The organism is Nocardia cyriacigeorgica GUH-2, from assembly GCF_000284035.1.
In the GTDB taxonomy this organism is placed as follows: domain Bacteria; phylum Actinomycetota; class Actinomycetes; order Mycobacteriales; family Mycobacteriaceae; genus Nocardia; species Nocardia cyriacigeorgica_B.
Genome location: NC_016887.1, coordinates 638,916 through 664,500, shown reverse-complemented (window position 1 = coordinate 664,500; position 25,585 = coordinate 638,916). Strand labels below are relative to the sequence as shown.

At 68.3% G+C, this 25,585-nt stretch carries 23 protein-coding genes; 11 read left to right on the top strand and 12 right to left on the bottom strand.

Features of this window, described 5'->3' with window-relative positions; all coding sequences use genetic code 11:
• Window positions 1-60: 60 nt before the first annotated feature.
• Together NOCYR_RS03135 and NOCYR_RS03130 are read left to right on the top strand one after the other, a co-directional pair.
• On the top strand, window positions 61-906 hold the full coding sequence (locus NOCYR_RS03135; protein WP_014348909.1) for a pentapeptide repeat-containing protein: 846 nt from the start codon (window positions 61-63) through the stop codon (window positions 904-906).
• Window positions 907-1,219: 313 nt separating this feature from the next.
• Window positions 1,220-2,191: an acyl-ACP desaturase gene (locus NOCYR_RS03130; protein WP_014348908.1), complete on the top strand. Its 972-nt coding sequence runs from the start codon at window positions 1,220-1,222 to the stop codon at window positions 2,189-2,191.
• Window positions 2,192-2,222: 31 nt separating this feature from the next.
• Here NOCYR_RS03130 and NOCYR_RS03125 read toward each other — a convergent pair whose 3' ends face one another.
• The gene (locus tag NOCYR_RS03125) at window positions 2,223-2,837 is read right to left on the bottom strand and encodes a lipase chaperone (protein WP_014348907.1); all 615 of its coding nucleotides are present in this window, start codon (window positions 2,835-2,837) and stop codon (window positions 2,223-2,225) included.
• A gap of 192 nt (window positions 2,838-3,029) precedes the next feature.
• Between NOCYR_RS03125 and dusB the strand changes: the two genes are divergently transcribed.
• From dusB to phoU, 3 genes are all read left to right on the top strand, one after another.
• Window positions 3,030-4,175: a tRNA dihydrouridine synthase DusB gene (dusB, locus tag NOCYR_RS03120; protein WP_014348906.1), complete on the top strand. Its 1,146-nt coding sequence runs from the start codon at window positions 3,030-3,032 to the stop codon at window positions 4,173-4,175.
• A 234-nt stretch (window positions 4,176-4,409) separates the two neighbouring features.
• Window positions 4,410-6,869, top strand: a complete 2,460-nt coding sequence (locus tag NOCYR_RS03115; protein WP_231856021.1) for an LCP family protein — start codon at window positions 4,410-4,412, stop codon at window positions 6,867-6,869.
• 65 nt (window positions 6,870-6,934) lie between these two features.
• The gene (phoU, locus tag NOCYR_RS03110; RefSeq protein WP_014348904.1) at window positions 6,935-7,597 is read left to right on the top strand and encodes a phosphate signaling complex protein PhoU; all 663 of its coding nucleotides are present in this window, start codon (window positions 6,935-6,937) and stop codon (window positions 7,595-7,597) included.
• A gap of 72 nt (window positions 7,598-7,669) precedes the next feature.
• On the opposite strand, the gene pstB is transcribed toward phoU, so the two are convergent.
• The 6 genes from pstB to NOCYR_RS03080 form a co-directional block, all read right to left on the bottom strand.
• Window positions 7,670-8,446 (bottom strand): phosphate ABC transporter ATP-binding protein PstB, encoded by a 777-nt coding sequence (pstB, locus tag NOCYR_RS03105; RefSeq protein WP_014348903.1) that lies wholly within the window; start codon window positions 8,444-8,446, stop codon window positions 7,670-7,672.
• A gap of 19 nt (window positions 8,447-8,465) precedes the next feature.
• On the bottom strand, window positions 8,466-9,371 hold the full coding sequence (gene pstA / locus NOCYR_RS03100; protein WP_014348902.1) for a phosphate ABC transporter permease PstA: 906 nt from the start codon (window positions 9,369-9,371) through the stop codon (window positions 8,466-8,468).
• Complete coding sequence (pstC, locus tag NOCYR_RS03095; RefSeq protein ID WP_048832703.1) at window positions 9,371-10,423, bottom strand: phosphate ABC transporter permease subunit PstC; 1,053 nt, start codon at window positions 10,421-10,423, stop codon at window positions 9,371-9,373. Before pstC ends, pstA begins: the two co-directional genes overlap by 1 nt.
• A gap of 13 nt (window positions 10,424-10,436) precedes the next feature.
• Window positions 10,437-11,546, bottom strand: a complete 1,110-nt coding sequence (gene pstS / locus NOCYR_RS03090; RefSeq protein WP_014348900.1) for a phosphate ABC transporter substrate-binding protein PstS — start codon at window positions 11,544-11,546, stop codon at window positions 10,437-10,439.
• 283 nt (window positions 11,547-11,829) lie between these two features.
• Window positions 11,830-12,750 (bottom strand): mycothiol synthase, encoded by a 921-nt coding sequence (gene mshD, locus NOCYR_RS03085; protein ID WP_014348899.1) that lies wholly within the window; start codon window positions 12,748-12,750, stop codon window positions 11,830-11,832.
• Between the two features lie 115 nt (window positions 12,751-12,865).
• Window positions 12,866-13,630 (bottom strand): winged helix-turn-helix transcriptional regulator, encoded by a 765-nt coding sequence (locus tag NOCYR_RS03080; RefSeq protein WP_014348898.1) that lies wholly within the window; start codon window positions 13,628-13,630, stop codon window positions 12,866-12,868.
• A 148-nt stretch (window positions 13,631-13,778) separates the two neighbouring features.
• Here NOCYR_RS03080 and NOCYR_RS03075 point away from each other — a divergent pair, with 148 nt between their 5' ends.
• From NOCYR_RS03075 to NOCYR_RS03045, 6 genes are all read left to right on the top strand, one after another.
• Window positions 13,779-14,582 (top strand): LmeA family phospholipid-binding protein, encoded by an 804-nt coding sequence (locus NOCYR_RS03075; RefSeq protein WP_014348897.1) that lies wholly within the window; start codon window positions 13,779-13,781, stop codon window positions 14,580-14,582.
• Window positions 14,579-15,013, top strand: a complete 435-nt coding sequence (locus NOCYR_RS03070; protein ID WP_014348896.1) for a thioredoxin family protein — start codon at window positions 14,579-14,581, stop codon at window positions 15,011-15,013. The genes NOCYR_RS03075 and NOCYR_RS03070 overlap by 4 nt, the downstream gene beginning before the upstream one ends.
• Before the next feature lie 291 nt (window positions 15,014-15,304).
• Window positions 15,305-15,793 (top strand): DUF4395 domain-containing protein, encoded by a 489-nt coding sequence (locus NOCYR_RS03065; RefSeq protein ID WP_014348895.1) that lies wholly within the window; start codon window positions 15,305-15,307, stop codon window positions 15,791-15,793.
• Window positions 15,794-15,822: 29 nt separating this feature from the next.
• On the top strand, window positions 15,823-16,656 hold the full coding sequence (locus tag NOCYR_RS03060; protein ID WP_014348894.1) for a sulfurtransferase: 834 nt from the start codon (window positions 15,823-15,825) through the stop codon (window positions 16,654-16,656).
• Between the two features lie 5 nt (window positions 16,657-16,661).
• Window positions 16,662-16,967, top strand: coding sequence for a DUF1416 domain-containing protein (locus tag NOCYR_RS03055; RefSeq protein WP_048832701.1), 306 nt, complete (start codon window positions 16,662-16,664; stop codon window positions 16,965-16,967).
• A 214-nt stretch (window positions 16,968-17,181) separates the two neighbouring features.
• On the top strand, window positions 17,182-17,889 hold the full coding sequence (locus NOCYR_RS03045; RefSeq protein WP_014348891.1) for an FABP family protein: 708 nt from the start codon (window positions 17,182-17,184) through the stop codon (window positions 17,887-17,889).
• Window positions 17,890-18,175: 286 nt separating this feature from the next.
• Here NOCYR_RS03045 and cydC read toward each other — a convergent pair whose 3' ends face one another.
• The 5 genes from cydC to NOCYR_RS03020 form a co-directional block, all read right to left on the bottom strand.
• Window positions 18,176-19,861 carry a thiol reductant ABC exporter subunit CydC gene (gene cydC / locus NOCYR_RS03040; protein WP_014348890.1) on the bottom strand — a complete coding sequence of 562 codons (1,686 nt, stop codon included), beginning with the start codon at window positions 19,859-19,861 and terminating at the stop codon, window positions 18,176-18,178.
• Window positions 19,854-21,932: an ABC transporter ATP-binding protein/permease gene (locus NOCYR_RS30240; RefSeq protein ID WP_014348889.1), complete on the bottom strand. Its 2,079-nt coding sequence runs from the start codon at window positions 21,930-21,932 to the stop codon at window positions 19,854-19,856. Before NOCYR_RS30240 ends, cydC begins: the two co-directional genes overlap by 8 nt.
• A gap of 3 nt (window positions 21,933-21,935) precedes the next feature.
• Window positions 21,936-22,967: a cytochrome d ubiquinol oxidase subunit II gene (gene cydB / locus NOCYR_RS03030; RefSeq protein ID WP_014348888.1), complete on the bottom strand. Its 1,032-nt coding sequence runs from the start codon at window positions 22,965-22,967 to the stop codon at window positions 21,936-21,938.
• 9 nt (window positions 22,968-22,976) lie between these two features.
• Window positions 22,977-24,470 carry a cytochrome ubiquinol oxidase subunit I gene (locus NOCYR_RS03025; RefSeq protein ID WP_014348887.1) on the bottom strand — a complete coding sequence of 498 codons (1,494 nt, stop codon included), beginning with the start codon at window positions 24,468-24,470 and terminating at the stop codon, window positions 22,977-22,979.
• Window positions 24,471-24,587: 117 nt separating this feature from the next.
• Window positions 24,588-25,508: an aminodeoxychorismate lyase gene (locus NOCYR_RS03020; RefSeq protein WP_048832699.1), complete on the bottom strand. Its 921-nt coding sequence runs from the start codon at window positions 25,506-25,508 to the stop codon at window positions 24,588-24,590.
• Window positions 25,509-25,585: the final 77 nt, after the last annotated feature.

Genomic DNA, 25,585 nt, shown 5'->3' with positions numbered 1-25,585 from the left:
GAGCCGGCTTCATGGCCGCGGCGCGTCCTGCGCTGGGCAGGTTGGTCGAAGATCGGCGCCATGGCGGCGACCGTCGCCACGCTCGGCGCATCCGGCGCCGCAGTCGCAGCCCTATGGTTCACGGCGCAATCCCTCCAGGCCACCAACGATCAGTACGCCCTGGCCGAGCAAACCGCGACGACCGACCGGTTCCGACTCGCAACCGAGCAACTCGCCTCCGATCAGATGAGCATCCGGATATCGGGCATCTACCTTCTAGAAAGGCTCGCGAAGGACTCCCCGCGTGATCATCCGACAGTCTTCGAGGTCATCGCAGCGTTTCTGCGTACTCAGACGAACGCCGGTAACTGCCGGTCCGCAGGGTTCGGGGAGCAAGCCCGCCGCGCAGCGCCCGCGGATGTGGACGCCGCGACGCGCGTCATTGCTCGACGTGCCGCTGAAAGCGACCGTGACCCGCTCGATCTCTCCGGGACATGCCTGTCCTTCGGACAGTTTGCAGACGGCACCCTGACCGGCGCCAGGCTCATGAACACCAACCTTGCCCGGGCAGACCTGACCCGCGCGAAACTCACCAGCGCGATCATTGTCGATGCGGACATGGGCGCTGCCCTGCTCATCGGCGCGGACCTCTCCCGAGTAACCGGCCACCACGCAAACCTTGGCAACGCGAACCTCGGTGGGGCCAATCTCAATGAAGCCAGCCTCGGAGGTGCCGACCTGAAGTCAGCGTGGCTCTTCGACGCGAACCTCGCCAATGCAAGCCTCTACGATGCGAACCTCGCCGGCGCGCGCCTTGCGGGCGCGAACCTCACCGGCGCAGATCTCACTGGAGCGGACCTCACCGGCATCGCCTATGACAACCGAACCCGGTGGCCGGCGGAGTTTACACCTCCGCCCTCGGCGTAGCGCTATCCAGCGCAAGCCCGAAGATCGCGGCCAACCACACCGCCGGCCCCGGCTGAGGGGTATCGCACAAGATCACCTGGTCCGCTAACGTCCGTGTGCCCCGCGCCGATAGACCCGGCGCTGCGCGACCAAGTCATACACTCGCTAGTAGTTGCCGAGCGCCAACGGCGGCGTATGACGTCCATCACCCCGAGAATTCCGTGGCTGGATGCGTTTCGCATCACACCTACGGTGCCGTAAGGTATGGCCGCATCGGCAACGGTCAAACCTGAGGGGGGCGACCCGCAAGACCGCATAGATGAAGGGCTGATACATGGCAAGGGATCTGACTCAACTCGAGCTGCTGACGGAGTTGGAGCCGGTTGCCGAAGAGAACGTCAACCGGCACCTGTCCCTGGCAAAGGAATGGCATCCGCACGACTACGTCCCGTGGGACGACGGCCGCAATTTCGCCGCACTCGGCGGCGTCGATTGGGATCCGGAACAGTCGAAACTGAGTGAAGTCGCCAAAGCCGCGATGATCACCAACCTGCTGACCGAGGACAATCTGCCCTCGTACCACCGGGAGATCGCCGAAAACTTCTCCCAGGACGGCGCATGGGGCACCTGGGTCGGCCGCTGGACCGCCGAGGAGAACCGGCACGGCATCGTCATGCGTGACTACCTGGTGGTCACCCGCGGCGTCGATCCCGTCGCGCTGGAAGAGGCGCGCATGATCCACATGACCAACGGGTTCGCCTCCCCCGCCGAGGCCGACGCCGGCTTCCTGCACTCGGTCGCCTACGTGACCTTCCAGGAACTCGCCACCCGCGTCTCGCACCGCAACACCGGCAAGGTCTGCGACGACCCGATCGCCGACCGCATGTTGCAGCGCGTGGCCGCCGACGAGAACCTGCACATGATCTTCTACCGCAACATGTGCGGTGCGGCCCTGGACCTGGCGCCCGACCAGACGCTCGAGGCCATCACGCTCATCCTGGAGAACTTCCAGATGCCCGGCGCCGGCATGCCCAACTTCCGCCGCAACGGCGTGCTGATGGCCAAGCACGGCATCTACGACCTGCGCCAGCACCTCGAGGATGTGGTGGAGCCGGTGCTGAAGAAGTGGAACATCTTCGATCGCACCGACTTCACCCCGCGCGGTGAGGCCGTCCGCGAACGGCTCGGCAACTTCCTGGAGAAGCTGGGCAAGGACGTGGTGAAGTTCGAAGAGCAGCGCGACCGGATGCTGGCCCGCGAGGCCGCCAAGCGCGAACGCGAACTGGCGAGCTCCGCCGCGAGCTGATCCGCAGCGATACGAAAAAGCGTGCAGGCCGTTACTTCAGCGGCAGCGCACCGTCGACGCCGCCCACATCGGTGATCTTCCAGTCGGAATTCTCATCGACGGTCACGTTGTAGCTGACGGTGGTCTGCGCACCGTCCGGCGTCTGGGCGTTGGTGGAGTTCACGTTGACGAACACGCTCACCTGGTAGACGCCGTTCTGCTCGGAGACCACCTTCGCGGTGATCGGCGCCGCGGTCGAGGTCCACTTCAGCGGCACCAGGATGCGCTCGAGCTTGGGCGCGGTGGAGTCGAACTTGCCGGCCAGCTGATCGGTGGTGCCGGCCTTGAGGCTGCTCACCCAGCCGTTGATGTCCTGGTAGTTGACGGTCGCGGCACCGACGGCGTAGTCGGTGGCGACCTGTTCGGCGCGGGCCACCGCCGCATCGCGGGCCTCGCGGTCGGCGACCTCGCCGCGCGCGGACCACCACAGCGCGGCGAAGACCACCACGGCGACCGCGAGCGCACCGATGACGGCGCCGCGCACGATGGTGGAGACCTGCACCGAAACGGTGCCTGGTCGGTTGTTGTCGGGTGTCGGCGCCGTCGCAGCCGTAGCGGCTTCTTTCTCGATGGTCGCGGTGGCGCCGCTTCCGGAGTGCTCGGTCATTGATCCTCTTTCGATCCCATACCGCATCGCACAAACTCCCCGGCGGCGATGCCTTGCGAACACCAGGCTAACGACTTGGTCACAAGTACCTCGAACCGAGGGTCACATACACCACCTGACCGGCCGGGCGGAGTGTGAGCCGATCGTCGCGCTGAGCAGTGCAGGACGGATGAGACACTGGAGGGCGTGACGATGACGACGAGCGAGCTGAGCACCCAGCTGCGGATCGGGCCGTATCCGGTCGATCCGGCGGTGGTGCTCGCGCCGATGGCCGGAATCACGAATCTGGCGTTCCGCAAACTCTGCCGCGAATTCGGCAGTCCCACCTCGATCTACGTGTGCGAGATGATCACCGCGCGCGCGGTGGTGGAACGCAATGAGAAGACCTTGCACATGATGTCGTTCGACGAGGACGAACATCCGCGGTCGATGCAGCTCTACGGCGTGGACCCGGCGACGCTGGGCGAGGCGGTGCGCATCATCGTCGGCGAGGGCTGGGCCGACCACATCGACCTCAATCTCGGCTGCCCGGTGCCCAAGGTCACCCGGCTCGGTGGCGGTGCCGCGCTGCCCTACAAGCGGGCGCTGTTCGCCCGGATCGTGCGCGCGATGGTCGCCGGGGCCGAGCCCGCCGGCGTCCCGGTGACGGTGAAGTTCCGCATCGGCATCGACGACGATCACCTCACCTACCTCGACGCAGGCCGGATCGCCGAAGCCGAGGGCGCCGCCGCGGTCGCGCTGCACGCGCGCACGGCCGCCCAGCGGTATTCCGGGCAGGCCGACTGGTCGGCGATCGCCCGGCTCAAAGAAGCCGTCACCACGATTCCGGTGCTTGGCAACGGCGATATCTTCTCCGCCGACGACGCCGTGCGGATGATGGACGAGACCGGCTGCGACGGCGTCGTGGTCGGCCGCGGCTGCCTGGGCCGGCCGTGGCTGTTCGCCGAATTGCAGGCCGCGCTGCGCGGCGAGCCGCTGCCCGAACCGCCGAACCTGGGCCGCGTGGGCGAGGTGCTGTACCGGCACGGCGCCCTGCTGGCCGAACACCTCGGCGAGGACAAGGCCATGCGTGACCTGCGCAAACACATGGCCTGGTATCTGATGGGCTTCCCGGTCGGTGCCGATTTGCGCCGGTCGTTCGCGACCGTGTCGAGTCTGGTGCAGCTCGAGGACCTCATCGGACAGCTCGACCCCACCGTGCCGTTCCCGCGTGACGCCGAGGGCCCGCGCGGGCGGCAGGGCTCGCCGGGCAAGGTGGCGCTGCCGCACGGCTGGCTCGACGATCCCGACGATCCGGCCGTCCCCGCCGGCGCGGACCTCATGCACAGCGGCGGCTGACCCGCCCCGCGTCACCGCTGCGGGCAACCGTTCAGCATTCGCTTCGGCATATGACGTTTCGGTCGAGCGGGCTTCTCGTCGGGTGGCCGACCGTGGCGGAATCGTTATCATTGCGGAATCACTTCGGTCGGCCGGTAGCGGCGGCAACATCGCCACGCGCGGCCGAACAGCGGTAAGACTGGAGCACAGCAGTCCGGCCGGGCACTGAGGCAGAACGAAAAGCGAGGTTCGTTGGTGGGTGACGATCGGCACGGGCATGCGCCACGGCCCGGAGGTCGCGCCCCGTGGGAGCGGTATCCCGCGGCGGGTTCCCCCGAACGGGACGGATTCGACGCGCCACGCAGAGCCCGCCACGCCGACCCCGCGGACGCCGAATCCCCCTCGATCTCGGTCCAGGATCTGGTCAACCGGGTCGACAGCGAACGCATCAGCCGCCGCCGATCGGCCGAGCCCGGCCGCGGTGAGGCCCAGGGGCGTCCGGCGCCGGCGCAGCGACCCGATACCGCGTCCCGCCAGCCGGTAGCACCGGCACAGCGGCCCGCGCCCGGAGCACGACAGCCGCGCCCGGCCCAGCCACCCGCCGGAGCAGAACCCACTCAGCGGCGCACGGTCGCGAACCAGCGCCCCGCCGCACCGCCGCCGGCCGATGACGGCAGGCGGGCCGCGCAGCGCCGCGGCGAACCGACCCAGCGCCGGGCCGTCGACCCCACTCTCGCCGACGCTTCCCGTCCTCCCGGCGAGCCCGCGCCCCGTGGCCGGGAGACCGGGGCGATGCGGCGTCAGCCCGAGGCCACCGGGCGCAGGGCCGAACCCACCCGCCGGTCCGGTGATCCGGAGGCCGGGCCGAATCGCCCGGACCCGAAACGCCGTCAAGCCGCGTCCGGTGCTCCCGTTTCGGCGGCACCGGCGGCCGCCGCCGGCCGCGGCCGGCAATCCGGCAGCACACCCGCGCGCGGTGCGGGAAAGACCGGCGCGTCCCCCGTCGTGCAGGACATCGCGGGCACCGCGGACACCACTCGACGCACCGCGGAGCCGCCCGAAGAGGTCACCGACGTCATCGCGCCGGTCGAGCAGACCAAGCGCCCCGGTCGCGGGCGCGGCAAGACCGGCGACTGGCCGACCACCGACACCGCCACTCCGGAGGCCGTCGGAGCCCCGAAACGCACGCGGCTGGCCGAGAGCAAGCTGCGCAAGCACCGCAAGGCCCGGATGGCCGGGCGAGCTGCGCTGGCCATCTCCGCTGCCGTCGCACTGCTGATCACCGGCGGCGGCTGGAGTTATCTGCGGGCCAGCGGCAACGGCTTCACCCAGGTGTCGGCGCTCGGCGACAACTCCGAGGACGTCATCGACGGCAATGCCCAGCTCGGCGACGAGAACTACCTGATCGTCGGCACCGACACCCGGGCGGGCGCCAACGGCAAACTGGGCGCGGGCACGATCGAGGACGCCGAGGGCGCGCGCGCCGACACCGTCCTGCTGGTACACGTGCCGAAGAACCGCCAGCGCGTGGTGGTGGTGTCGTTCCCGCGCGACCTGGACGTCAGCCGGCCCGAATGCAAAGGCTGGGACAACGCCAAGAACGACTACACCGAGGAAACCTACGAACCGTTCATCGGCGACAAGCTCAACGCGGTCTACGCCCTCGGCGGCCCGCGCTGCCTGGTCTCCACCATCCAGCGGCTGACCGGCAGCACCATCAACCACTTCATCGGCATCGATTTCGCCGGTTTCGAGGCCATGGTCGACCAGGTCGGCGGTGTGCAGGTCTGCACCACCGAACCGCTGATCGACGGCGAGCTGGGCACCGTGCTGGAGAAGCCGGGCAAGCAGATCATCAACGGAGCCACCGCGCTGAACTATGTGCGCGCCCGCAAGGTCTACGGCGAGATCCGCGGCGACTACGACCGGATCAACCGGCAGCAGAAGTTCCTGGCCTCGCTGCTGCGCACCGCGCTGTCCAGCAAGGTCCTGCTCGACCTCGGCAAGCTGAACGGTTTCATCAAGGCCTTCACCCAGGCGACGTTCGTCGACAAGGTCAAGCCCGACGACCTGCTGACGCTCGGGCGATCGCTGGCGGACGTGAACGCGGGCGCGGTCACCTTCCTGACCATCCCGACCTCGGGCACCAACGCCTACGGCAACGAGATCCCCCGCGAATCCGACATCAAGGCCATCTTCAAGGCGATCCGCGACGACCGGCCACTGCCGGGCGAGAAGCCGGGCGCGGCCGCGCCGACCCCGGCCGATACGCCCACACCCCCCGTGCCGCCCTCCTACGTCGCCGTGGACCCGAGCACCGTGTCGCTGCTGGTCTCCAATGGCTCCGGGATCAGCGGCCAAGCCGCCACCGTAGCCAACAAGCTGAACAATGTGGGCTTCCCGATCTACAACACCGGCAACTACACCGGCGGCACCACCGATTCCACCATCGTGCGGTACGAGGAGGGCTACGAGACGGAGGCGGCAACGGTTGCCAGCGCGATCCCTGGTGCGACCATGTCGCCCGCCGACGCCGGCGAGCTCGGCGGCATCATCGAGGTCGTGCTCGGCACCGACTACCAGGGCGTGATCAGCGAACCGGCCGCCGTCGGCGAGGAAATCACCGATATCGCGGCCGCACCGTCGAGCCCCACCCAGACCGCGCTGCCCGAGGATCTCGAGCACATCAACGCCGCCGACGACATCTGCGCCTGACGCGGCCCCGGCATTTCACCCGCTGTTCGTGACTTGGACAGCGCCGCGAACTAATGTCAGTTTTCATGCGTGTCATCTACAACGAGCAAATGGCCGGTCTCGCTCAGCTGCTGGGCGAGATGGCCGGTCTCGCGGGTTCGGCCATGGACCGGGCCACCCAGTCGCTGCTCCAGGCCGATCTGACGTTGGCCGAACAGGTGATCAGTGAATACGACCGGATCTCGGAGATGATCTCCGACGTCGAGGAGCGCACCTTCGCGCTGCTGGCGTTGCAGGCGCCGGTGGCCGGCGATCTGCGTCAGGTCGTGAGCGCCATCCAGATCGTCAACGACGTCAACCGGATGGGTGCGCTGGCCCTGCACGTGGCCAAGGTGACCCGCAGGCGTCATCCGAACCATGCGGTGCCGGAATCGGTGAACGGCTACTTCGCCGAGATGGGCCGGATCGCCGTCAGCATGGGTGAGAGCGCCAAGGAGGTGCTCGAAACCCGCGACCCCGAGCGCGCGGCCCAGCTCAACCAGCAGGACGACGCGATGGACGACCTGCACCGCCACCTGTTCACCCTGCTGATGGACCGCGACTGGAAGTACGGCGTGGCCGCGGCCGTGGATGTCACGCTGCTCGGCCGCTACTACGAACGCTTCGCCGACCACGCCGTCGAGATCGGCCGCCGGGTGATCTTCCTGGTCACCGGTGAACTACCGCCGGACGACGACGCCGAGGTGTAGACGAGAAAAGGGCCCGCGGATCACGCGGGCCCTTTCTGTATTGCCGGAAGCCGGTCGAGACCGGCTGCCTGCCTATCCGAAGCGGCCGGAGATGTAGTCCTCGGTCTGCTTCTGCGACGGGTTGGAGAAGATCTTCTCGGTGTCGTCGATCTCGATCAGCTTGCCGGGCTTGCCCTGGGCCTCCAGGTTGAAGAAGCCGGTCTGGTCACTCACGCGCGCAGCCTGCTGCATGTTGTGGGTGACGATGACGATGGTGAATTCCTTCTTCAGCTCGGTGATCAGGTCCTCGATCGCCAGGGTGGAGATCGGGTCCAGCGCCGAACACGGCTCGTCCATCAGCAGCACGTCGGGCGAGACCGCGATGGCGCGGGCGATGCACAGACGCTGCTGCTGACCGCCGGACAGGCCGCCGCCCGGCTTGTCGAGCCGGTCCTTGACCTCGTTCCACAGGTTCGCCCCGCGCAGCGAGCGCTCGGCGACCTCGTCGAGTTCGGCCTTGCTGCGCACGCCCTGCAACTTCAGCCCGGCCACCACATTGTCGCGAATCGACATGGTGGGGAACGGGTTCGGGCGCTGGAACACCATGCCGATGGTGCGGCGCACACCGACCGGGTCGATCTGCGAGCCGTAGATGTCCTCGCCGTCGAGCAGCACCGCGCCCTCGACGCGGGCACTCGGGGTGACCTCGTGCATCCGGTTCAGCGACCGCAGCACGGTGGACTTACCGCAACCCGACGGTCCGATGAAGGCGGTGACGCTGCGCGGCAGCACGGTCAGGGATACGTCGGCCACGGCGTGGAATTTGCCGTAGTAGATGTTCAGGTCTTTGATATCGATCCGCTTGGCCATCGTGGGTATCCGTTCGCTTCTATCGGTTCCGCGTGAGCAGTTTGTTGACCGCGGCAGCGGCCAGATACAGCAGCGCGATCATCAGGATCAGGGTCAGCGCCGCGCCCCACACCCGCAGCCGGCCTGCCGGTTCCGGGTTCGCCAGCTCTTGGTAGATCAGCAGCGGCAGCGAGGCCATATTGCCGTCGAAGATGTTGAAGTTGATCGACTTGGAGTAGCCGACCAGCACCAGCACCGGCGCGGTCTCACCCATGACGCGGGCCAGGGCGAGCAGGATGCCGCTGATCATGCCGGGCAGCGCGGTGGGGATGACGATGCGCACGATGGTCTTCCACTTCGGCACACCGAGGGCGTAGGACGCCTCACGCAGTTCGTCGGGGACGAGCTTGAGCATTTCCTCGGTGCTGCGCACCACCACCGGCAGCATCAGCAGCACCAGGGCCAGCGAGACCGCGAACGAGCTCTGCGGGAAGCCGAGGGTCGCGATCCACAGCGCGAAGATGAACAGCGCCGCGACGATCGAGGGCACGCCGGCGAGGATGTCGACCATGAAGGTGGTCACCTTGGCCAGCCGGCCGCGACCGTATTCGACCAGGAAGATCGCGGCCATGATGCCCAGCGGCACCGCGATGATCGCGGCCACCGCGGACTGGACGATGGTGCCGTAGATCGCGTGGTACACACCGCCTGCGGTCTCGTCCGGCAGCACGCCCTTCTGCGAATGGGTCCACCATTCGGGGGCGACGATCGCCTCGAAGCCCTTGCTGATCACCATCCACAGCACCCACACCAGCGGGATCAGCGCGATGCCGAAGCACAGCGTGATCAGGCCGGTGGCGATGTTATTGCGGATGCGGCGGCCGGTGCTCACATGCCGGAAGGTGGGCGCCTTGACCGGTTTGTCGAGCGTGGTGGTGGTAGTCATCAGGAGTTGACCTTTCCGCCGGACGCCAACCGGGCCAGCGCGTTGACCACGAAGGTCAGGGCGAACAGCACGAAGCCTGCCGCGATGTAGGCGCCGGTGGGCAGCGCGGCGCTGAATTCCGCGGCCGAGGCGGCGATCCGGGAGGCGAAGGTGTAGCCGCCGTCGAACAGCGACCAGCTGCCGGGCTGGGCGGCGGTGCGCAGCACGATGAGCACCGCGATGGTCTCACCGAGCGCGCGGCCGAGGCCGAGCATGGACCCGGCGATCACACCGCTGCGGCCGTAGGGCAGCACCGTCATCCGCACGACTTCCCATTTGGTCGCGCCGAGCGCCTGCGCCGCTTCGATATGCGAGACCGGGGTCAGCGCGAACACCTCACGCGAGACCGAGGTGATGATCGGCAGGATCATCACCGCCAGGATCACGCCCGCGGTGAAGATCGTGCCGCCACCGGAGATCGAGACATTGCCCTCGGCGAACAGGAAGAACCAGCCCAGGTTCTCGTTGAGGAAACGCTGGACCGGCTCGATCTGCGGCGCCAGCACCAGAAAGCCCCACAGACCGAACACGATCGAGGGCACCGCGGCCAGCAGATCGATCAGCATGGCGAACGGCTTGGCCATCCGGGTGGGCGCGTAATGGGTCAGGAACAGCGCGATGCCGACGCCGATCGGCACCGCGACGACCAGCGCGAAGATCGAGCTCAGCACCGTGACCATGAACAGATCGCGAATGCCGAACCGCAGGTGGTCGGCGTTCGTGGTGGAGAACTCGGCGCTGGTGAAGAAGTTGGCCTCGTTGGCCATGACCGAGGGAACCGCGCGAATCAATAGGAACAGCGCGATCAGCGCGATGGCGCCGACGATCGTCGCGCCCGCTGCCGTGGCCAGCGACCGGAAGATCGTTTCGGTCCGCTGGCTGTGGGGCTGTCGTCCCTTGACAGAAGGTGTCTCGGGCTTGGGTTCGCTCGACATAGGCGCAGTATCTCCAGCCGCCTGCCGGCCCGTCGACTTCGACGAACCGGCAGGGGCCACCTCAGGGTGCACGGTCATGGCTGGACGGCGATCAGGAGATGGCGTTGATCGCGGCGGTCAGCTTGGTCTTGAACTGGTCGGGGATCGGGATGTACCCGGCCTCCTCCAGTCCCTCCTGGCCGTTGGTGACGGCCGAGGTCAGGAACGCCTTGACGGCGGTGGCGACATTGTCGTCGGCGTAATCGGAGCACACGATCTCGTAGGTGGCCATCACGATCGGGTAGGCCCCGGCCTGAGTGGGCTTGTAGAACGAGGAGGTGTCCAGGGCCAGGTCGTTGCCCTCGCCCTTGATCTTCACGCCGTCGATCGCCTTACCGGCCGACTCGGCCGACAGGGTCACCGGCTCCGGGCCTGCGGAGGTGATCACCTTGGCGATGGACAGGTTCTGCGCCTTGGCGAAGGACCACTCGTTGTAGGTGATCGAGTTCTTGGTGTTCTTCACCGCGGCCGAGGTGCCCTCGTTGCCCTTGGCGCCCTCACCGACACCGCCGGCGAAGACCTTGCCCGCGCCCTTGCCCCAGGCGCCGTCGGAGGCGGCGTCGAGGTAGAGCTGGAAGTTGTCGGTGGTGCCGGACTCGTCGCTGCGGAAGATCACCGCGATCGGCTCGGCGGGCAGCGCGGCGTTCGGGTTCAGCGCCTTGATCTCGGGGGCGTCCCAGGTCTTGATGGTGCCGTTGAAGATCTTGGCGGCGGTCGGGCCGTCCAGCGCGAGATCGGTGACGCCGTCGATGTTGTAGGTGATGGCGATCGGGCCGAAGACGGTCGGCAGGTTCCACGCCGGCGAGGCGCAGCGTTCCTGGGCCTTGGCGGGCTCGTCCTTCTTGGCGCTCAGCGGCGAGTCGGAGCCACCGAAATCGGTCTGGCCACCGATGAACTCGCTGACGCCCGCGCCGGAGCCGCTGGAGGTGTAGTCGAGGGTGTGGCCGTCGCAGTTGGTCTCGTAGGCCGAGGTGAAACGCTCCATGGCGTTCTTCTGCGAGGACGCGCCGCTGGCCTTGAGCGATTCCTTGCCGCCGCAGGCGACGTTGGTGTTCGCCTCGGTCCCACCGGCCGAGGTGTTGTCGTCGCTGCCGCAACCGGCGAGCGTCATGGCACCGGCGGCCAGCACACCGACGAGTGCGCTGCTGCGCTTGAACTTCACAATTCCTCCGCTTGTTGCGTAACTACTCGCCCGGCCCCTCACCGGCCCGGGCGGGTGATGTGGTGCGGTTCGCGGGGAACTTGCGCACCAGGCAGCGCGTGCTGCCCACAAGTAACGTAGATTCGCCCGGTTGACAGTTGGACCAGGCTGGGTGAACGGAAAGTGAACAGCCCGGCGATAACCGCGCTGACCGGTGTGACATTTGCCCCACATTTACTCGAACTCCCCGAATCGTCCGATTACCGTTCAGTTGGGTGAGGTGCTCGTGTCCGGTTCGTCCGGATTACCGATCGCCGCTCGAGCCGGCCGTGTAGGCGGCGTCGACATGGGCGACGGTGAAGCCGAGCCGGGTGTAGGTGTGCACCGCCGACGCGTTGTCGGCCTCGGTGTAGAGCAGCACCGCACCCAGCCCGCGGTCACGCAGGTAGTGCAGCCCGGCGAGGGTCAGCAGACGACCGAGACCCCGGCCCTGCGCGGCCGGATCGATCCCGACCACGTATACCTCACCCAGCGGCGGATCGAGCTCGGTGTGCACCTTGGTCCAGTGAAATCCCAGCAGCCGCGCGGGATCGCCCGCGTCCACCGCGAGGAACAGCCCCGCCGGGTCGAACCACGGCTCGTCCCGGCGCACCGCGATCTCACGTTCGGTCCAGCCGCCCTGCTCCGGATGCCAGGCGAAGGCGGCGTTGTTGACCCGCAGCAGTTCGGCGTCGTCGTCGGGACCGGCGTAGGTGCGCAGCAGAATGCCCTGCGGCACCGCCAGTTCCGGTAGCTCCCCGGTTGCCGGATCGCGGCGCATCTGCCACAGCTCGCGCGCGATCGTCAGGCCGAGCCGCGCCGACACCGCCTGGGCCGCGGGCAGGTTGCCGTGCGCCCACACCCGCGCTCCCGCCCCGCCGGCCTCGAGCGCGGCGGCCACCAATTCGGTGCCGTAGCCGATGCCGCGCGCGGCGGGATCGACGGCGGCCTCGGCCATCGCCGGGTGCTCACCCCGCGCGGGCACCAGGTTCGCGTAGCCGATCACCGTCTCGTCGCGCAGCCCGAGTAGGTGGCGAGCCGCACCGGGCTCACGCAGCGACAGCACGGCCTGTTCGGAGACGGCGGCCACGCCGTCGGCCTCGGCCGCCCGTTCCAGCAGCGCACGCACCTGCTCGGCCGAGCCGGCGTCGAGCCGGTCGCTCCAGCGCATCGTCATGTCGCTCACTCGCATACCACCCATCCACTGTGTCGTCGGAGATTCCGGGGTCGCGCTACCGCCAATGTAGCGGCAAAACGGACATTTCCCACCGTTGGCGAGCGGTTCGTTATCTAACGTGCCGTTATTGAGCGGTACCGTTGATCGGCGTCAGCGGAGTTCCGTCCGAACCATCGGCCTCGTCCTCGGCGAAGGCCGGCGCCTCGCCCTTGGCGGTGGAACGCGCGGGCCGCACCGCCTTGTAGCCGACATTGCGGACGGTGCCGATCAACGACTCGTACTCGCTGCCGAGCTTGGCGCGCAACCGCCGCACATGCACGTCGACGGTGCGGGTGCCGCCGAAGAAGTCATAGCCCCACACCTCCTGCAACAGCTGGGCACGGGTGAACACCCGGCCCGCGTGCTGGGCCAGATACTTCAGCAGCTCGAATTCCTTATAGGTGAGATCGAGCGGGCGACCGCGCAGCCGGGCGGTGTAGGTGCCCTCGTCTATCACCAGCTCACCGAGGGTGATCTTGCCGGTGCTCTCCGGGCTGGTGACGCCGCCGTTGCGGCCGACGAGCAGCCGCAGCCTGGCATCGAGTTCGGCCGGTCCGGTGCCGGGCAGCAGGATGTCGTCCAGCCCCCAGTCGGCATTGACGGCGACCAGGCCGCCCTCGGTCAGCACCGCGACCACCGGCACCGAGGAACCGGTGCTGCCGAGCAAGCGGCACAGCCCGCGGGCGGCCGCGAGATCGGTGCGTGCGTCCACCAGAGCGACATCGGCGGTGCCGGCCTCGAGTAGCGAGGCCACTTCGGTCGGGGCGGGCCGGACGGTGTGCGCCAGCAGCGCGAGCGAGGGCAGCACCGATTCCGGGTTGGGGTCGGACGTGAGCAGGAGCAGCTCCACAAGCACTCCTCCCATTTCGTAGCTACGCGAAAGCCCGGCATCGTCGCCGCGTGCCACGTCGCTGGTCACAGGTGATCGGATGCAAGATTAGCGCGTATGCGCCGACGAGCTTGTCATCCGGGTGAGCGGTCCAGTTACTGTTCATTCCATGCGCAAGCTGATTATCGGGCTGCTGTGTCTCGCGGGACTGGCGGTGGTCATCGATTTCGGCGCCGCCGCGTATTCGGAGTACCGCGTGTCCCGCTCCCTGCGCGAGGGCGCCGATCTGAGCGCCGACCCGGAGGTGACCTTCCACGGTTTCCCCTTCCTGCGTCAGGCGTTCAACGGCCGCTACGACAACATCCAGATCACCGCACGCAGCATGCGACCCGACATCCCGGGTGAGATCGCCGTCGAGGCGACGCTGACCGGGATGCGGCTGCCGCTGGGCGACCTGGTCGACGGCCGGGTCCGCAGCGTCCCGGTGGACCGCGTCGATGTGCGCATGCGGGTCGAGCCGGTCGAGCTCGGCCGCCTGTTCGGCATCCCCGACCTGCAAGTTCACTCCCGTCCGGCGGACAAATCCGATGGCACCGGCGGCTCCGGCGGCTCCGGTATGACCACCGCGGGCGCCCTGGTGCTGACCGGCACCCTGCCCAAGGCGCCGACCGGGCAGTTCGGCGCGACCATCGCCGGCGAGCGGGTCAGCGTGCAGGCCGATCTGCTGCTGGACGGCGATCAGATCCGGGTCATCGCCACCGGCTTCTACCGCAGCCCGGACGACACCTCCAGCGTCGTCGTCCCGGAGGAAGACGCTCCTGCCGTGCTGGCCCGATTCACCCGTACCATCGATACGAAGGAACTTCCGTTCGGCATCCGGCCCACCGAGGTCTTCGCGCTCGGCGGCCAGATCGTCGTCGAGGGCCAGGGTGAGAACGTGACGATCGATCTCGACAGATTGCGGCGACAATGATCGAAATCACAATTCTGGTGGTGATGCTGCTGGCCGGTATCGCCGTCGGGCTCTACCTGCGCGGCCGTGAGGGCACCGTCCGCCCGGCCACGCTCGACAAGGACACCGACGAGCGAGCCGAACTGCTGGCCGCCGCCGGCGTCACCGGATCCGGCCCGGCTGTACTGCATTTCTCCGCCGAATGGTGCGGCCCGTGCACGGCGGTGCGTCGCGTAGTCGCCGGTGTCACCGAGGATTTGGCCGATTCGCCGCAGCCGCCGCGCGATATCGAGATCGATATCGACGCCGACCCCACGCTCGCCAAGGCGCTGAATGTGATGTCGCTGCCCACCACGTTCGTCTTCGACGCCGAGGGCCGCGAACGCTTCCGCATCTCCGGTGTGCCGCAAGCCGGCGATCTGCGCAGCGCGCTGTCTCCGCTGACGGTCTGAAAACCCGCCGTGGACCTGCGGAGCGAGCCTCTCGATCAACCCGGGGTCCAATTCCCCTCGAGAATTGGGTAAACTGCCTTCCGTGCAAACCCACCGCGAGCTGATGCTCACCCGACGCCGCACAGTTGATCTGTGTCGGCTCGGTGGTTGTTGCTGCCTGTGCCGCTGATCGGTCGGCCCGCTCAGATTTCCTGACGCCGACCAGCGTTCGCCGCGCGAGAGATCCCTTGATCCCCCGGCGAATTGGCAAATTTCCCGCCGAACAGCACCTCGAGCGCAGGAGTACGCACGATGTCCACCAATTCCCTCAAAGCTTCCGGAACCAGGACGATTCCCGATGGTTACGTCGACGTCCGCGGACCGCGGTTCGTCGCATGGGTCACCACCGGCGTCCTGATTCTGGTGCTGATCGCCGCCGCCCTCTCCCCCGCCGTCGCCGCCGTGCTGATCGCGGCCCAGGCGGTGGTATTCGCCCTCGGCGCCGTCAACGGGCCAAGACGACACCCGTACGGCCGCATCTACGCGAACCTCATCGCCCCGCGCTCGGGCCCGGTCACCGAAACCGAACCCGAAGCTCCGCTGAAGTTCGCCCAACTACTCGGCCTGGCCTTCGCGGCCGTGAGCCTGCTGGGCTTCGTGCTCGGCGCCCCCGTCGTCGGCGCGCTCTTCGCCGGCTTCGCACTGTTCGCCGCGTTTCTGAACGCGGCGTTCGGGATCTGCCTGGGCTGCAAGATCTACCCCGTGGTAGCCCGTTTCCGCCGGACCCCGGCACCGAACTGACCCTGCAAGTCACCACCGAAAGGAACAACATGGCCCGCTCCGATGTCCTGGTCTCCGTTGACTGGGCCGAAGAGAACCTCAACGCCCCCGGCGTGGTCTTCGTCGAGGTCGACGAGGACACCTCCGCCTACGACGGCGGTCACATCGAGGGCGCCGTCCGGCTCGACTGGAAGAAGGACCTGCAGGATCAGGTTCGTCGTGATTTCGTGAACCAGGAGCAGTTCTCCGATCTGCTCTCGGCGCGCGGCATCTCCAACGACGACGAGGTCATCCTCTACGGCGGCAACAACAACTGGTTCGCCGCCTACGCGTACTGGTACTTCAAGCTGTACGGCCACAACAACGTCAAGCTGCTCGACGGTGGCCGTAAGAAGTGGGAGCTCGACGGCCGTCCGCTGTCCACCGAGCCGGTGAGCCGCCCGGCCACCCAGTACAAGGCGTCCGCGCCGGACCTGTCGATCCGCGCCTTCCGCGACGAGGTCATCGCGGCCATCGGCGCCAAGAACCTGGTCGACGTCCGGTCCCCGGACGAGTTCTCCGGCAAGATCCTGGCTCCCGCGCACCTGCCGCAGGAGCAGAGCCAGCGTCCCGGCCACATCCCCGGCGCCATCAACGTGCCGTGGAGCAAGGCCGCTAACGAGGACGGCACCTTCAAGTCCGACGAAGAGCTGGCCAAGATCTACGCCGAGGCCGGCCTGGACGGCTCCAAGGACACCATCGCCTACTGCCGCATCGGTGAGCGTTCCTCGCACACCTGGTTCGTGCTGCAGGAGCTGCTGGGCCACCAGAACGTCAAGAACTACGACGGCAGCTGGACCGAATACGGTTCGCTCGTCGGCGCACCGATCGAGTTGGGAGCGTAATCAATATGTGTGCAGCACCTACCCAGGGTCAGGCCATTCCCGCGGGCGTGGATGTGGAGAAGGAAACGGTCATCACCGGCCGCGTGCTGAGTGCCGACGGTCAGCCGGTGGGCGGCGCGTTCGTGCGCCTGCTCGACGGCAACGGTGATTTCACCGCCGAGGTCGTGGCATCGGGCACCGGTGACTTCCGGTTCTTCGCCGCGCCCGGTTCGTGGACCGTGCGCGCGCTGAGCTCGGCAGGCAACGGTTCGGCCGAGGTCCGCCCCGAGGGCGCGGGCATCCACAGCGTGGACGTCGCGGTCGCGAAGTAATCTCGCAGCCGTTCAGCGGCCCCGCAGTCTCCGTCATCGGAGGTTGCGGGGCCGCTGTGCGTCGGGGCTGTGCCACTGGGGGCGTTTGCGTCCGGCCGCATGGCAATAGCTAGACTCCAGGTGTGGTCCTCTTCTTCGAGATTCTGCTGGTGGCCGTGTCCATCCTCATCGGGTGGTTCGGCCTGTACGTCTTCTACCGGCTGTTCACCGAGTCATGAGCGATCTCGCGAGCGAAGGTTCCGATCCGGCCGAGCACGCGAGTGAACACATGAACGGCAACGCTCCGGCCCCGCGTCCGGAGCGCCGTAGCGGTGATCAGGCGGTGGCCGACGCCGCCGAGCGGGCGAAATCGACCGGCGCCCGCAATATCCCGGTGCTGCCGGACCTGCCGCTGCCCGAGGACACCGCCAATCTGCGGCTCGGGCCGGATCTGAGTTCGGCCATGCTCGCGCTGCTGCCGCTGGTCGGCGTGTGGCGCGGTGAGGGCGAGGGCAACGATCCCGAGCGCGGCGACTACAAGTTCGGCCAGCAGATCGTCGTCTCCCATGACGGCGGTGACTTCCTGGCCTGGGACTCCCGCTCCTGGATCATCGAAGCCGACGGCAGCTACGGCGGGCCCGATCTGCGCGAGAGCGGGTACTGGCGGGTCGGCACCGACGCCGATGACGAGGTCATCGAACTGCTGTTGACGCACAGCTCCGGCATCGTCGAGCTGTTCTACGGTCAGGCGCTGACCCAGTCGTCCTGGGAGCTGGCCACCGATGTGGTGATCCGCAGCCAGTCCGGTGTGGTCGTGGGCGGGGCCAAGCGGCTGTACGGGATCGTCGAGGGCGGGGATCTGGCCTACGTCGAGGAGCGTGTGGTGGCGGACGGGCCGCTGGAGCCCCGGCTGTCCGCGCGGTTGCAGCGGTATATCGGCTGAGCTGAGCTTTTCGAGCGCGGCATCCCTGTTCGGGGTGCCGCGCTTTTGTTTTGCCCGGATATGGAACGACCCCCGAGCCGTACCGGTGTGCCGGGGCACATCGGTCCCGATCGGACAAGATCGGGGACTCGGGGGCCGGGTGACTGCCTGGGATTCGCTATCAGCGCCATGCCGAACGGAATCCGTACAGCGGTGGTGCCTTAGCGGGCAGCCACCTCACGTGTCCAAGAGTCAAACATTCTTCAGACCACCTCCTTCCTTGTGTACTGACGAATCTAGCCAGGGGTCACGAGGTCGGCAACGGAATTTCGCGCGGGGCGGACACGATGCCGTCCGCTGCGGCGGAAACGGCGCTGACCTGGCCTGATGCGTCGACGTGCAAGACCAGATCGGCGCGGTGGTCCGGCGGGAGCTGGTGCGTGACGACCACCACAGCGCGGCCGGGTTCGACCAGGCCGCTGTGGGCGTCGAGCAGGGCACGCAGCAGGTCCGCACCCGCTTCGGCCTCCAGGTGCTCGGTCGGTTCGTCGAGCAGCAGTACCCGGGCCGGGGAGATGAGCGCCCGCGCGAGCAGGATCCGGCGGCGCTGACCACCCGAGACCGCTGCCGCCCCGCCGACCAGATCGGTGTGGATGCCGCCGGGCAGGGAGTCGAGCCAGGGGCCCGCGCCCACCGCCCGCAGCGCTTGCTCGCCCTCCTCGGCCGTGAGATCGCCGCGTGCGACCCGCAGGTTCTCCAACACGCTGGTGCCGAAGAGGTGGGCGTCCTCGGCGAAGAACGTCACGCCGGGGACCGGGGTGCCGAACAGGCCCGCCCAGGCCATCAGCAGGGTGGTTTTGCCTGCGCCGCTGGGGCCGATAATGGCGATTCGCTGGGCGTCCGGGCGGGCGGGGAATTCGGTCACCGGGCTGGGGAGTGTGCCGGGCTCCATCCGGTCCGACGCTACTTGGCTGTCATCGGATGCGCGCACCGCATTCAGCCGGTGCAGGGCGGCGCGGGCGGTGGTGAGGGTTTGGGCGGCGGCGGGGAGGGGGCCGACGGCCTCGAAGGCGGACAGGGGCAGCAGGACCAGGATGGTCAGGGCCATCGGGGTCATGGCGCCCGGCGCGCCGCCGTCGGGGCCGTAGAGGGTGATGCCGATGAGCAGGGCGCCGAGCACACTGGCGCCGATGGACAGCGGGGTGGCGGCGGCCGACCAGGCGCTGCGGGAGGCGGCGGCGTCCTCGGCGGCGACGGCCCGCTTACTCGCGGTCGCGGCGGCGGCGAGGGCGTCGTCCAAGCGGCCGGCGACGCGCAGCTCCGGGGCGTGATCCAGCACGGTCAGCGCCTGCGCGGTGAACTCCGCACGGTCGGCGCGCACCGCCCGTTCGGCCGCGGCGGCCGCGCGCGCCGAGAGCCAGGGCGCGAGGACACCCGAAACGATCAGCGCCACAGCCAGAATCGCGGCGGCGGCGACCGAGATGAGCCCGAGCAGCACCACGGCGGCGATCGACAGGATCGCGGCAACGGCGATCGGCACGAACGAGCGGACCACCACGGCACCGAGATCGTCGATATCGCTGCCGACCCGCACCAGCAGGTCACCGCGGCGCAGGTGGGTGGTCGATCGACCCGATGCCCCCGGGCTCGAATTCCGGCGCGGGATCCAGAGATTCGACCGTGCCAGGGTGCGGTAGGTGGACGTCCGCGCCGTCGTCATCGCGCGCAACGCCACATCATGGGTGGCCAGCCGCTCCAGATACCGGCACAGCCCGCGCGAGATACCGAGCGCCCGCACCGCCACCACCGCGACGGTCAGATCCAGCACCGGCGGCATCTGCCAGGCCCGCGCGATCAACCACGCCGCCAACGCGGCCAACGCCAGCCCGCTGCCCAGCGCCAGCACACCCCACGCGATGGCCACCGCCACCCGCCACGGCGACAGCCTCAGCATCGCCCACATCCCGCGCAGGTCGGTCACGAATTCACCCATGGCTGCGCTCCTCCCCTGCCGCCACGGTCGTGGAGGCGGGCACCTCGATCACGTTGTCCGCCACCGCGAGCAGGGGCGGGCGGTGGGCGACGATGACGACGGTGGCGCCGGTGCGGGCGCGGGCGGTGAGGGCGGTCAGGACGGTGGCCTCGCTCTCGGCGTCGAGGTGGGCGGTGGGCTCGTCGAGGAGCAGGATGGGACGGTCGGCGGCCAAAACGCGAGTGAGCGCCATGCGTTGACGCTGGCCGAGAGACAGGCCCGCACCGCCGGCGCCGACCCGGGTGTCCCAGCGGTCGGGAAGCTCGTCCAGCACTGCGTCGAAACCGGTTGCCGTGCAGGCGGCCTCGAGTTCGTCCAGCACGCGAGCCGACTGCTTGCGCGGCGGTTCGGTGATGCGGGCGCCGAGCAGTTCGAGGTTCTCCCGCAGGGTGCCCGGCACCAGCACCGGACGCTGCGGCAACCACGCCACCCGCGACCACCACCGCGCCGAATCGAGGTCGCGCACGTCGGTTCCGTCGACCCGCACCGCACCGCGATCCGGGGTGATCAGCCCGAGCACAGCTTGCAGCACAGTCGATTTCCCACATCCGTTCGGCCCGGTCAGCACCGTCACCGCACCCGGTTTCAGCACCGCCGACAGACCATCCGGCGCGAGACCATCGCGGGCGCGGACAGCGAGATCACGCAGTTCGATGAGGCCGGCGGACGGCTTCGCATCAGATCCACCGGAATGCACCGCGGCGCCATTCTGCGCGGCGCCGTGCCTCGCAACGTCCTGGCGTGGCGCGTCGGACGCGCGCCCGCCGGGCCCGTTCGAGACATGGATCGAAGTCTCGGTCGAACGCTCGCTCCCGGCACGTCCACGGCCCGGATCGCTGCTGTCGACGGCCGGACCGGCCTGCACCGGGCGGTTGCCCGGGCCACTCGCCTCGTGCAGCGAAGTCTCGGACGAGCGCGCGCTGCCAGGGGGCTCAGTCGCTCGATCGATGAGATCGGTGGATCCGCCGTCGTCCGCCGAACGGTGGGTCGAGGAGTCGATCCGGCGATCGCCCTCGGCTGCCGAGTCGTCCGCCTCCCCATCCGAACCGCCCGGATCGAGCACCGCGAACGCCTTATCCGCCGCAGCCATCCCGTCCTGCGCCGCGTGGAACCGCTCCCCCACGGTCCGCAGCGGCAGATACACCTCGGGCGCCAGCACCAGCGCGACGACGCCCGCGTACAGGCTCATCTCACCGAACACCAGGCGCAGGCCGATGGAGACGGCGATCAGCGCGACCGACAGCGTGGCCAGCATCTCCAGCACCATCGAGGACAGGAAGGCGATGCGCAGCGCGGACATGGTGCGCCGGCGGAGTGCGTCACCGAGTTCCTGCACCCGCCCCGCCATGGTGCGTGGTTCACCCGCCGCACTCTCGCGCCCCAGCGCCCGCAAAGTCGGCATGCCGGCAAACAGGTCGAGCAACTGATCCGACAGCCGCGTAGTCGCGTCCAGCGTCGCGCGCGCCCGTCCCTCGGTGAGCAGCCCGATGAGGATCATGAAGATCGGGATGAGCGGCAGCGTGATCACCACGATGATGGCGGAGGTCAGATCGTGCAGCGCGATGACGATCCACACCACCGGCGGCACCAGCACCGCCAGCAGCAGGGCCGGCAGATAGCCGACGAGGTAGCCGCGCAGCCCGGACAGGCCGGTGCCGACCACGACCGCCAATTCGGTTCGGCGCGACTCCAATTCCCGCGGCGGCAGCTGCGCCCCCGCTTCGAGCACCGACTGTTCGAGTTCGGCGACCACCGAGGCGCCGGCCCGGTGCGCGATTCTGGCCTGCACCCAGGTCGCCAGCACCCGCCCGCCAACGGCCACCGCGAGCACGATCAACTCGACAGTCCACGCGCCGATCGTGCGGACCGCAGGATCGGTGATCACCCCGGCCAGCACCCGCCCGATCATCACCGCCGCCACCACGATGGCGACGGTGGTCAGGACCGAGAGCCCGACACTGAGCGCCAGATAGCGCCGGGCCGAACGCGCGTACCGCCACAGACGCGGGTCGACGGGCGGGCGGCGGGCCATGACCTACTCCTCGACGGGTTGGCGCGACAGACCGATACCGGGCGGGATCTGCTCCACGGTAATCCGCTTGCGGAACACCCAGTAGGTCCAGCCCTGGTAGAGCAGCACCACCGGCGTCACGATCAGCGCCGCCCAGCTCATCACCTTCAGGGTGTACGGCGTGGACGAGGCGTTGTCGACGTTCAGGCTGAACGCGGGGTCGATGGTCGAGGGCAGCACGTCCGGGAACAGCGAGCCGAACAGCAGCACCGTCGCGGCCGCCACCACCAGCGCGGTCCCGGTGAACGCCCAGCCGTCGCGTTGCGCGAAGTGCGCCGCCGCCGCGCCGACCAGGCCGAGCACCGCGAGCCCGAGCGGGATCCAGGTCCAGTCCGCGCCGTAGGCGAGCTGGGTCCACAGCCCGAAGCCGCCGACCACCAGCGCGGTGGGCGCCAGCAGCAGCCGCCCGGTGCGCATGGCGGCCTCGCGCACCTCGCCGCCCGTCTTCAGGCTCAGGAACACCGCGCCGTGCAGTGCGAACAGCAGGCCGGTGGTGAGCGCGCCGAGCAGCGCGTACGGGCTGAGCAGGTCCAGGAACGAGCCGGTCATCTGGTGGTCGGCGTCGAGCGGGACGCCGCGCACGATATTGGCGAAGACCCAGCCCCAGGCCAGCGCGGGCACCCAGGATCCGATGCCGATGCCGAGGTCGCAGCGGGCCCGCCAGACCGGATCATCGATCTTGCCGCGGTATTCGATGGCGCAGATCCGCAGGATCAGCGCGACCAGCAGCAACAGCAGCGGGAAATAGAACCCGGAGAACAGGCTGGCGTACCACTCCGGGAAGGCCGCGAACATGGCGCCACCGGCGGTGATCAGCCACACTTCGTTGCCGTCCCAGACCGGGCCGATGGTGTTGAGCACCACGCGCCGCCGGGTATCGGAGGCCCGTCCCAGCACCGGCATCAGCATGCCGACGCCGAAGTCGAAACCCTCCAGCACGAAGTACCCCGTGAACAGCACGCCGATCAGAACGAACCAGAACTCTTGCAGATCCATCGTCGGCTCCTAGTAGGCGAACGAAAGCTGTTCGACGGCAGGCTCTTCGGTGCGTGGTTTCGCACCCGGCGCCCCGGTATCGTCCGGGCCGCCCTTGGGTTCGGCGGGTTTCTCCGGCCCCTCGATGACGTAGCGGCGCATCAGGTAGAACCACACCATCGCCAACAGGCCGTACAGGATCGTGAAGGTGATCAGCGAGATCCAGACCGTGGTCGCGGAATGGTTCGACACACCGTCCTGCACCAGCAGCCGCAGGTTCGGATCGCCGGTCGGGTTGGGCACCACCACCCAGGGCTGGCGCCCCATCTCGGTGAACACCCAGCCCGCGCTGTTGGCCAGGAACGGGGTGGGAATGGCGAGCAGGCTCAGCCAGGAGAACCAGCGCTGATCGGGCACCCGCCCGCGCCGGGTCACCCACAGCCCGGCGAAGACGAGCAGGGCCGAGCCGCCGGCCAGGCCGATCATGGCGCGGAAGGACCAGTAGGTGACGAACAGGTTGGGCCGGTAGTCGCCGACGCCGTACTTCTCGTTGTAGGCCTGCTGGAGGTCGACTACGCCGTCGAGGGTGACGCCGGTGAACTTGCCCTCGGCCAGCCACGGCAGCACATACGGCACCTCGATGACGTGGGTGACGCTGTCGCAGTTGTTGTGCGTGCCGACGGTCAGCACCGAGAAGTCGGGGTTGGTCGCGGTGTGGCACAACGATTCCGCCGACGCCATCTTCATCGGCTGCTGTTCGAACATCAGCTTGCCCTGGACGTCACCGGTGTAGATCAGCGCCACCCCGGACAACACGATCACCAGCAGCGACACCCGCGCCGCCGGCCGCCACATGGTGCGGGCGTCGGCGAGCTTCTTCTCGTCGCCGCTGCGCGCGTTGCGCACCATCCACCAGCCCGAGATGCCGGCGACGAAGGTGGCGGCGGTGAGGAACGATCCCGCGACGACGTGCGGGAACGCCGCGAGCGCGGTGTTATTGGTGAGCAGCTCGACGATGCTGGTCAGCTCCGCGCGCCCGGTCTCCGGGTTGTACCGGGCGCCGACCGGGTGCTGCATGAACGAGTTGGCGGCGATGATGAAGTACGCCGAGGCGTTGACGCCGATGGCCACCATCCAAATGGTCGCCAGGTGCAGCAGTTTCGGTAGCCGGGACCAGCCGAAGATCCAGAGTCCGATGAAGGTGGACTCCATGAAGAAGGCGACCAGGCCCTCCAGCGCCAGCGGTGCGCCGAAGACGTCGCCGACGAAGCGGGAGTACTCGCTCCAGTTCATGCCGAACTGGAATTCCTGCACGATGCCGGTGGCAACGCCGAGGGCGAAGTTGATCAGGAACAGCTTCCCGAAGAACTTGGTGAGCCGGTACCAGTGTTCCTTGCCGGTGATCACCCATGCGGTCTGCATACCCGCGATGAGCGGGGCGAGGCCGATGGTGAGCGGCACGAACAGAAAGTGGTAGACGGTCGTGATGCCGAACTGCCACCGCGAGACGTCCAAGGCACTCACACCGACCTCCTGGCGATCTACGACGTGTCGTAGTAAAGACTACGCGGCAGGTCAGCCCGGTCAACGTGTCGCGCGACACGACACGCCGACCGTTCGCGGGCCGGTCGGGCCCGGGATTCACCAGTCGGCGATCGACCCCACCCGCTCGATACCGCGCTCGACCAGCTCGACGATCTCGGCGGCATTGTCCGGCGCCGACATCCGCAGCCCGTCCAGCGAGTTCACCCGGGCGGCCAGGGTGATGCTCGACAGCATCCAGATGCTGTCGCAAGTGAGCAGGTCAGCGGTGTAGAGCGATTCGTAGCGGCAGTCGTAGCCTGCCTTCTCCGCCTCGGCGTAGAACGCGCGCTGGGTGACCCCCGGCAGCACACCGTTCTTCGCGGGCGGGGTGATCAATTGCTTGTCCCGCACGATCACCACGGTGGAGCGCGGACCCTCGAGCACCCGATTCTCGGTACTGGTGAAGATCACATCGTCGGCACCCATCCGGGCGGCGAACCGCAGCGCGGCCATATTCGTCGCGTAGGACAGCGTTTTCGCGCCGAGCAGCTGCCACGGCGCGGCCTGCGCCAGATCGATCGAGATACCGCGCGCCAGCGTCACCACCGAGACGCCCTCGGTCCTGGCCTTGGCGACACGAGCCGGCACGCCGACAACCAGCACATACGACGTCGGCACCGGCACCGTCTCCGACAGCTCGCCGGAGGTCACCGAGGCCTTGACGCTGTTGAGGTCGGCATCGCGGCCGCGGGTCAGCACCAGCCGCATCAGCCCCTCCTGCTCGGCGCCCCATTCCTTGGCCGCGGTCTCGATCGCCTCGCGCCAGCGGCCGAGTTCGGGTTCCGGTAGATCGAGCGCCTGGGCCGAGCGGCGCAGCCGCGCGAGATGGAATTCGAGGGCGCACGGATTGCCCTCACGGACCAAAATCGTTTCGAAAACGCCATCACCACGCAATGCGCCGATATCGTCGGCAAACAACAACGGCGCGTCCGCATCTCGGACCTCGCCGTCGAGTGTTACAAGAACTCGATCCACCATGCGATGAAGCGTAGGCCACACCGGCCCGCCGCGACGGGCTACGGGCTCATCGCCGCCAAGAGGGCCGCCGGCCGTGC

What these genes read in the sequence shown, in the direction of transcription:
- pstB (WP_014348903.1), bottom strand. Translation starts at nt 8,446, where the DNA reads ATGGCCAAGCGGATCGATATCAAAGACCTGAACATCTACTACGGCAAA.
- NOCYR_RS03060 (WP_014348894.1), top strand. Translation starts at nt 15,823, where the DNA reads ATGGCCCGCTCCGATGTCCTGGTCTCCGTTGACTGGGCCGAAGAGAAC.
- NOCYR_RS03045 (WP_014348891.1), top strand. Translation starts at nt 17,182, where the DNA reads ATGAGCGATCTCGCGAGCGAAGGTTCCGATCCGGCCGAGCACGCGAGT.
- NOCYR_RS03075 (WP_014348897.1), top strand. Translation starts at nt 13,779, where the DNA reads ATGCGCAAGCTGATTATCGGGCTGCTGTGTCTCGCGGGACTGGCGGTG.
- pstA (WP_014348902.1), bottom strand. Translation starts at nt 9,371, where the DNA reads ATGACTACCACCACCACGCTCGACAAACCGGTCAAGGCGCCCACCTTC.
- NOCYR_RS03055 (WP_048832701.1), top strand. Translation starts at nt 16,662, where the DNA reads ATGTGTGCAGCACCTACCCAGGGTCAGGCCATTCCCGCGGGCGTGGAT.
- NOCYR_RS03125 (WP_014348907.1), bottom strand. Translation starts at nt 2,837, where the DNA reads ATGACCGAGCACTCCGGAAGCGGCGCCACCGCGACCATCGAGAAAGAA.
- NOCYR_RS03020 (WP_048832699.1), bottom strand. Translation starts at nt 25,508, where the DNA reads ATGGTGGATCGAGTTCTTGTAACACTCGACGGCGAGGTCCGAGATGCG.
- pstC (WP_048832703.1), bottom strand. Translation starts at nt 10,423, where the DNA reads ATGACCGTGCACCCTGAGGTGGCCCCTGCCGGTTCGTCGAAGTCGACG.
- NOCYR_RS30240 (WP_014348889.1), bottom strand. Translation starts at nt 21,932, where the DNA reads ATGGCCCGCCGCCCGCCCGTCGACCCGCGTCTGTGGCGGTACGCGCGT.
- NOCYR_RS03065 (WP_014348895.1), top strand. Translation starts at nt 15,305, where the DNA reads ATGTCCACCAATTCCCTCAAAGCTTCCGGAACCAGGACGATTCCCGAT.
- cydB (WP_014348888.1), bottom strand. Translation starts at nt 22,967, where the DNA reads ATGGATCTGCAAGAGTTCTGGTTCGTTCTGATCGGCGTGCTGTTCACG.
- NOCYR_RS03070 (WP_014348896.1), top strand. Translation starts at nt 14,579, where the DNA reads ATGATCGAAATCACAATTCTGGTGGTGATGCTGCTGGCCGGTATCGCC.
- NOCYR_RS03130 (WP_014348908.1), top strand. Translation starts at nt 1,220, where the DNA reads ATGGCAAGGGATCTGACTCAACTCGAGCTGCTGACGGAGTTGGAGCCG.
- dusB (WP_014348906.1), top strand. Translation starts at nt 3,030, where the DNA reads ATGACGACGAGCGAGCTGAGCACCCAGCTGCGGATCGGGCCGTATCCG.
- phoU (WP_014348904.1), top strand. Translation starts at nt 6,935, where the DNA reads ATGCGTGTCATCTACAACGAGCAAATGGCCGGTCTCGCTCAGCTGCTG.
- cydC (WP_014348890.1), bottom strand. Translation starts at nt 19,861, where the DNA reads ATGGGTGAATTCGTGACCGACCTGCGCGGGATGTGGGCGATGCTGAGG.
- NOCYR_RS03135 (WP_014348909.1), top strand. Translation starts at nt 61, where the DNA reads ATGGCGGCGACCGTCGCCACGCTCGGCGCATCCGGCGCCGCAGTCGCA.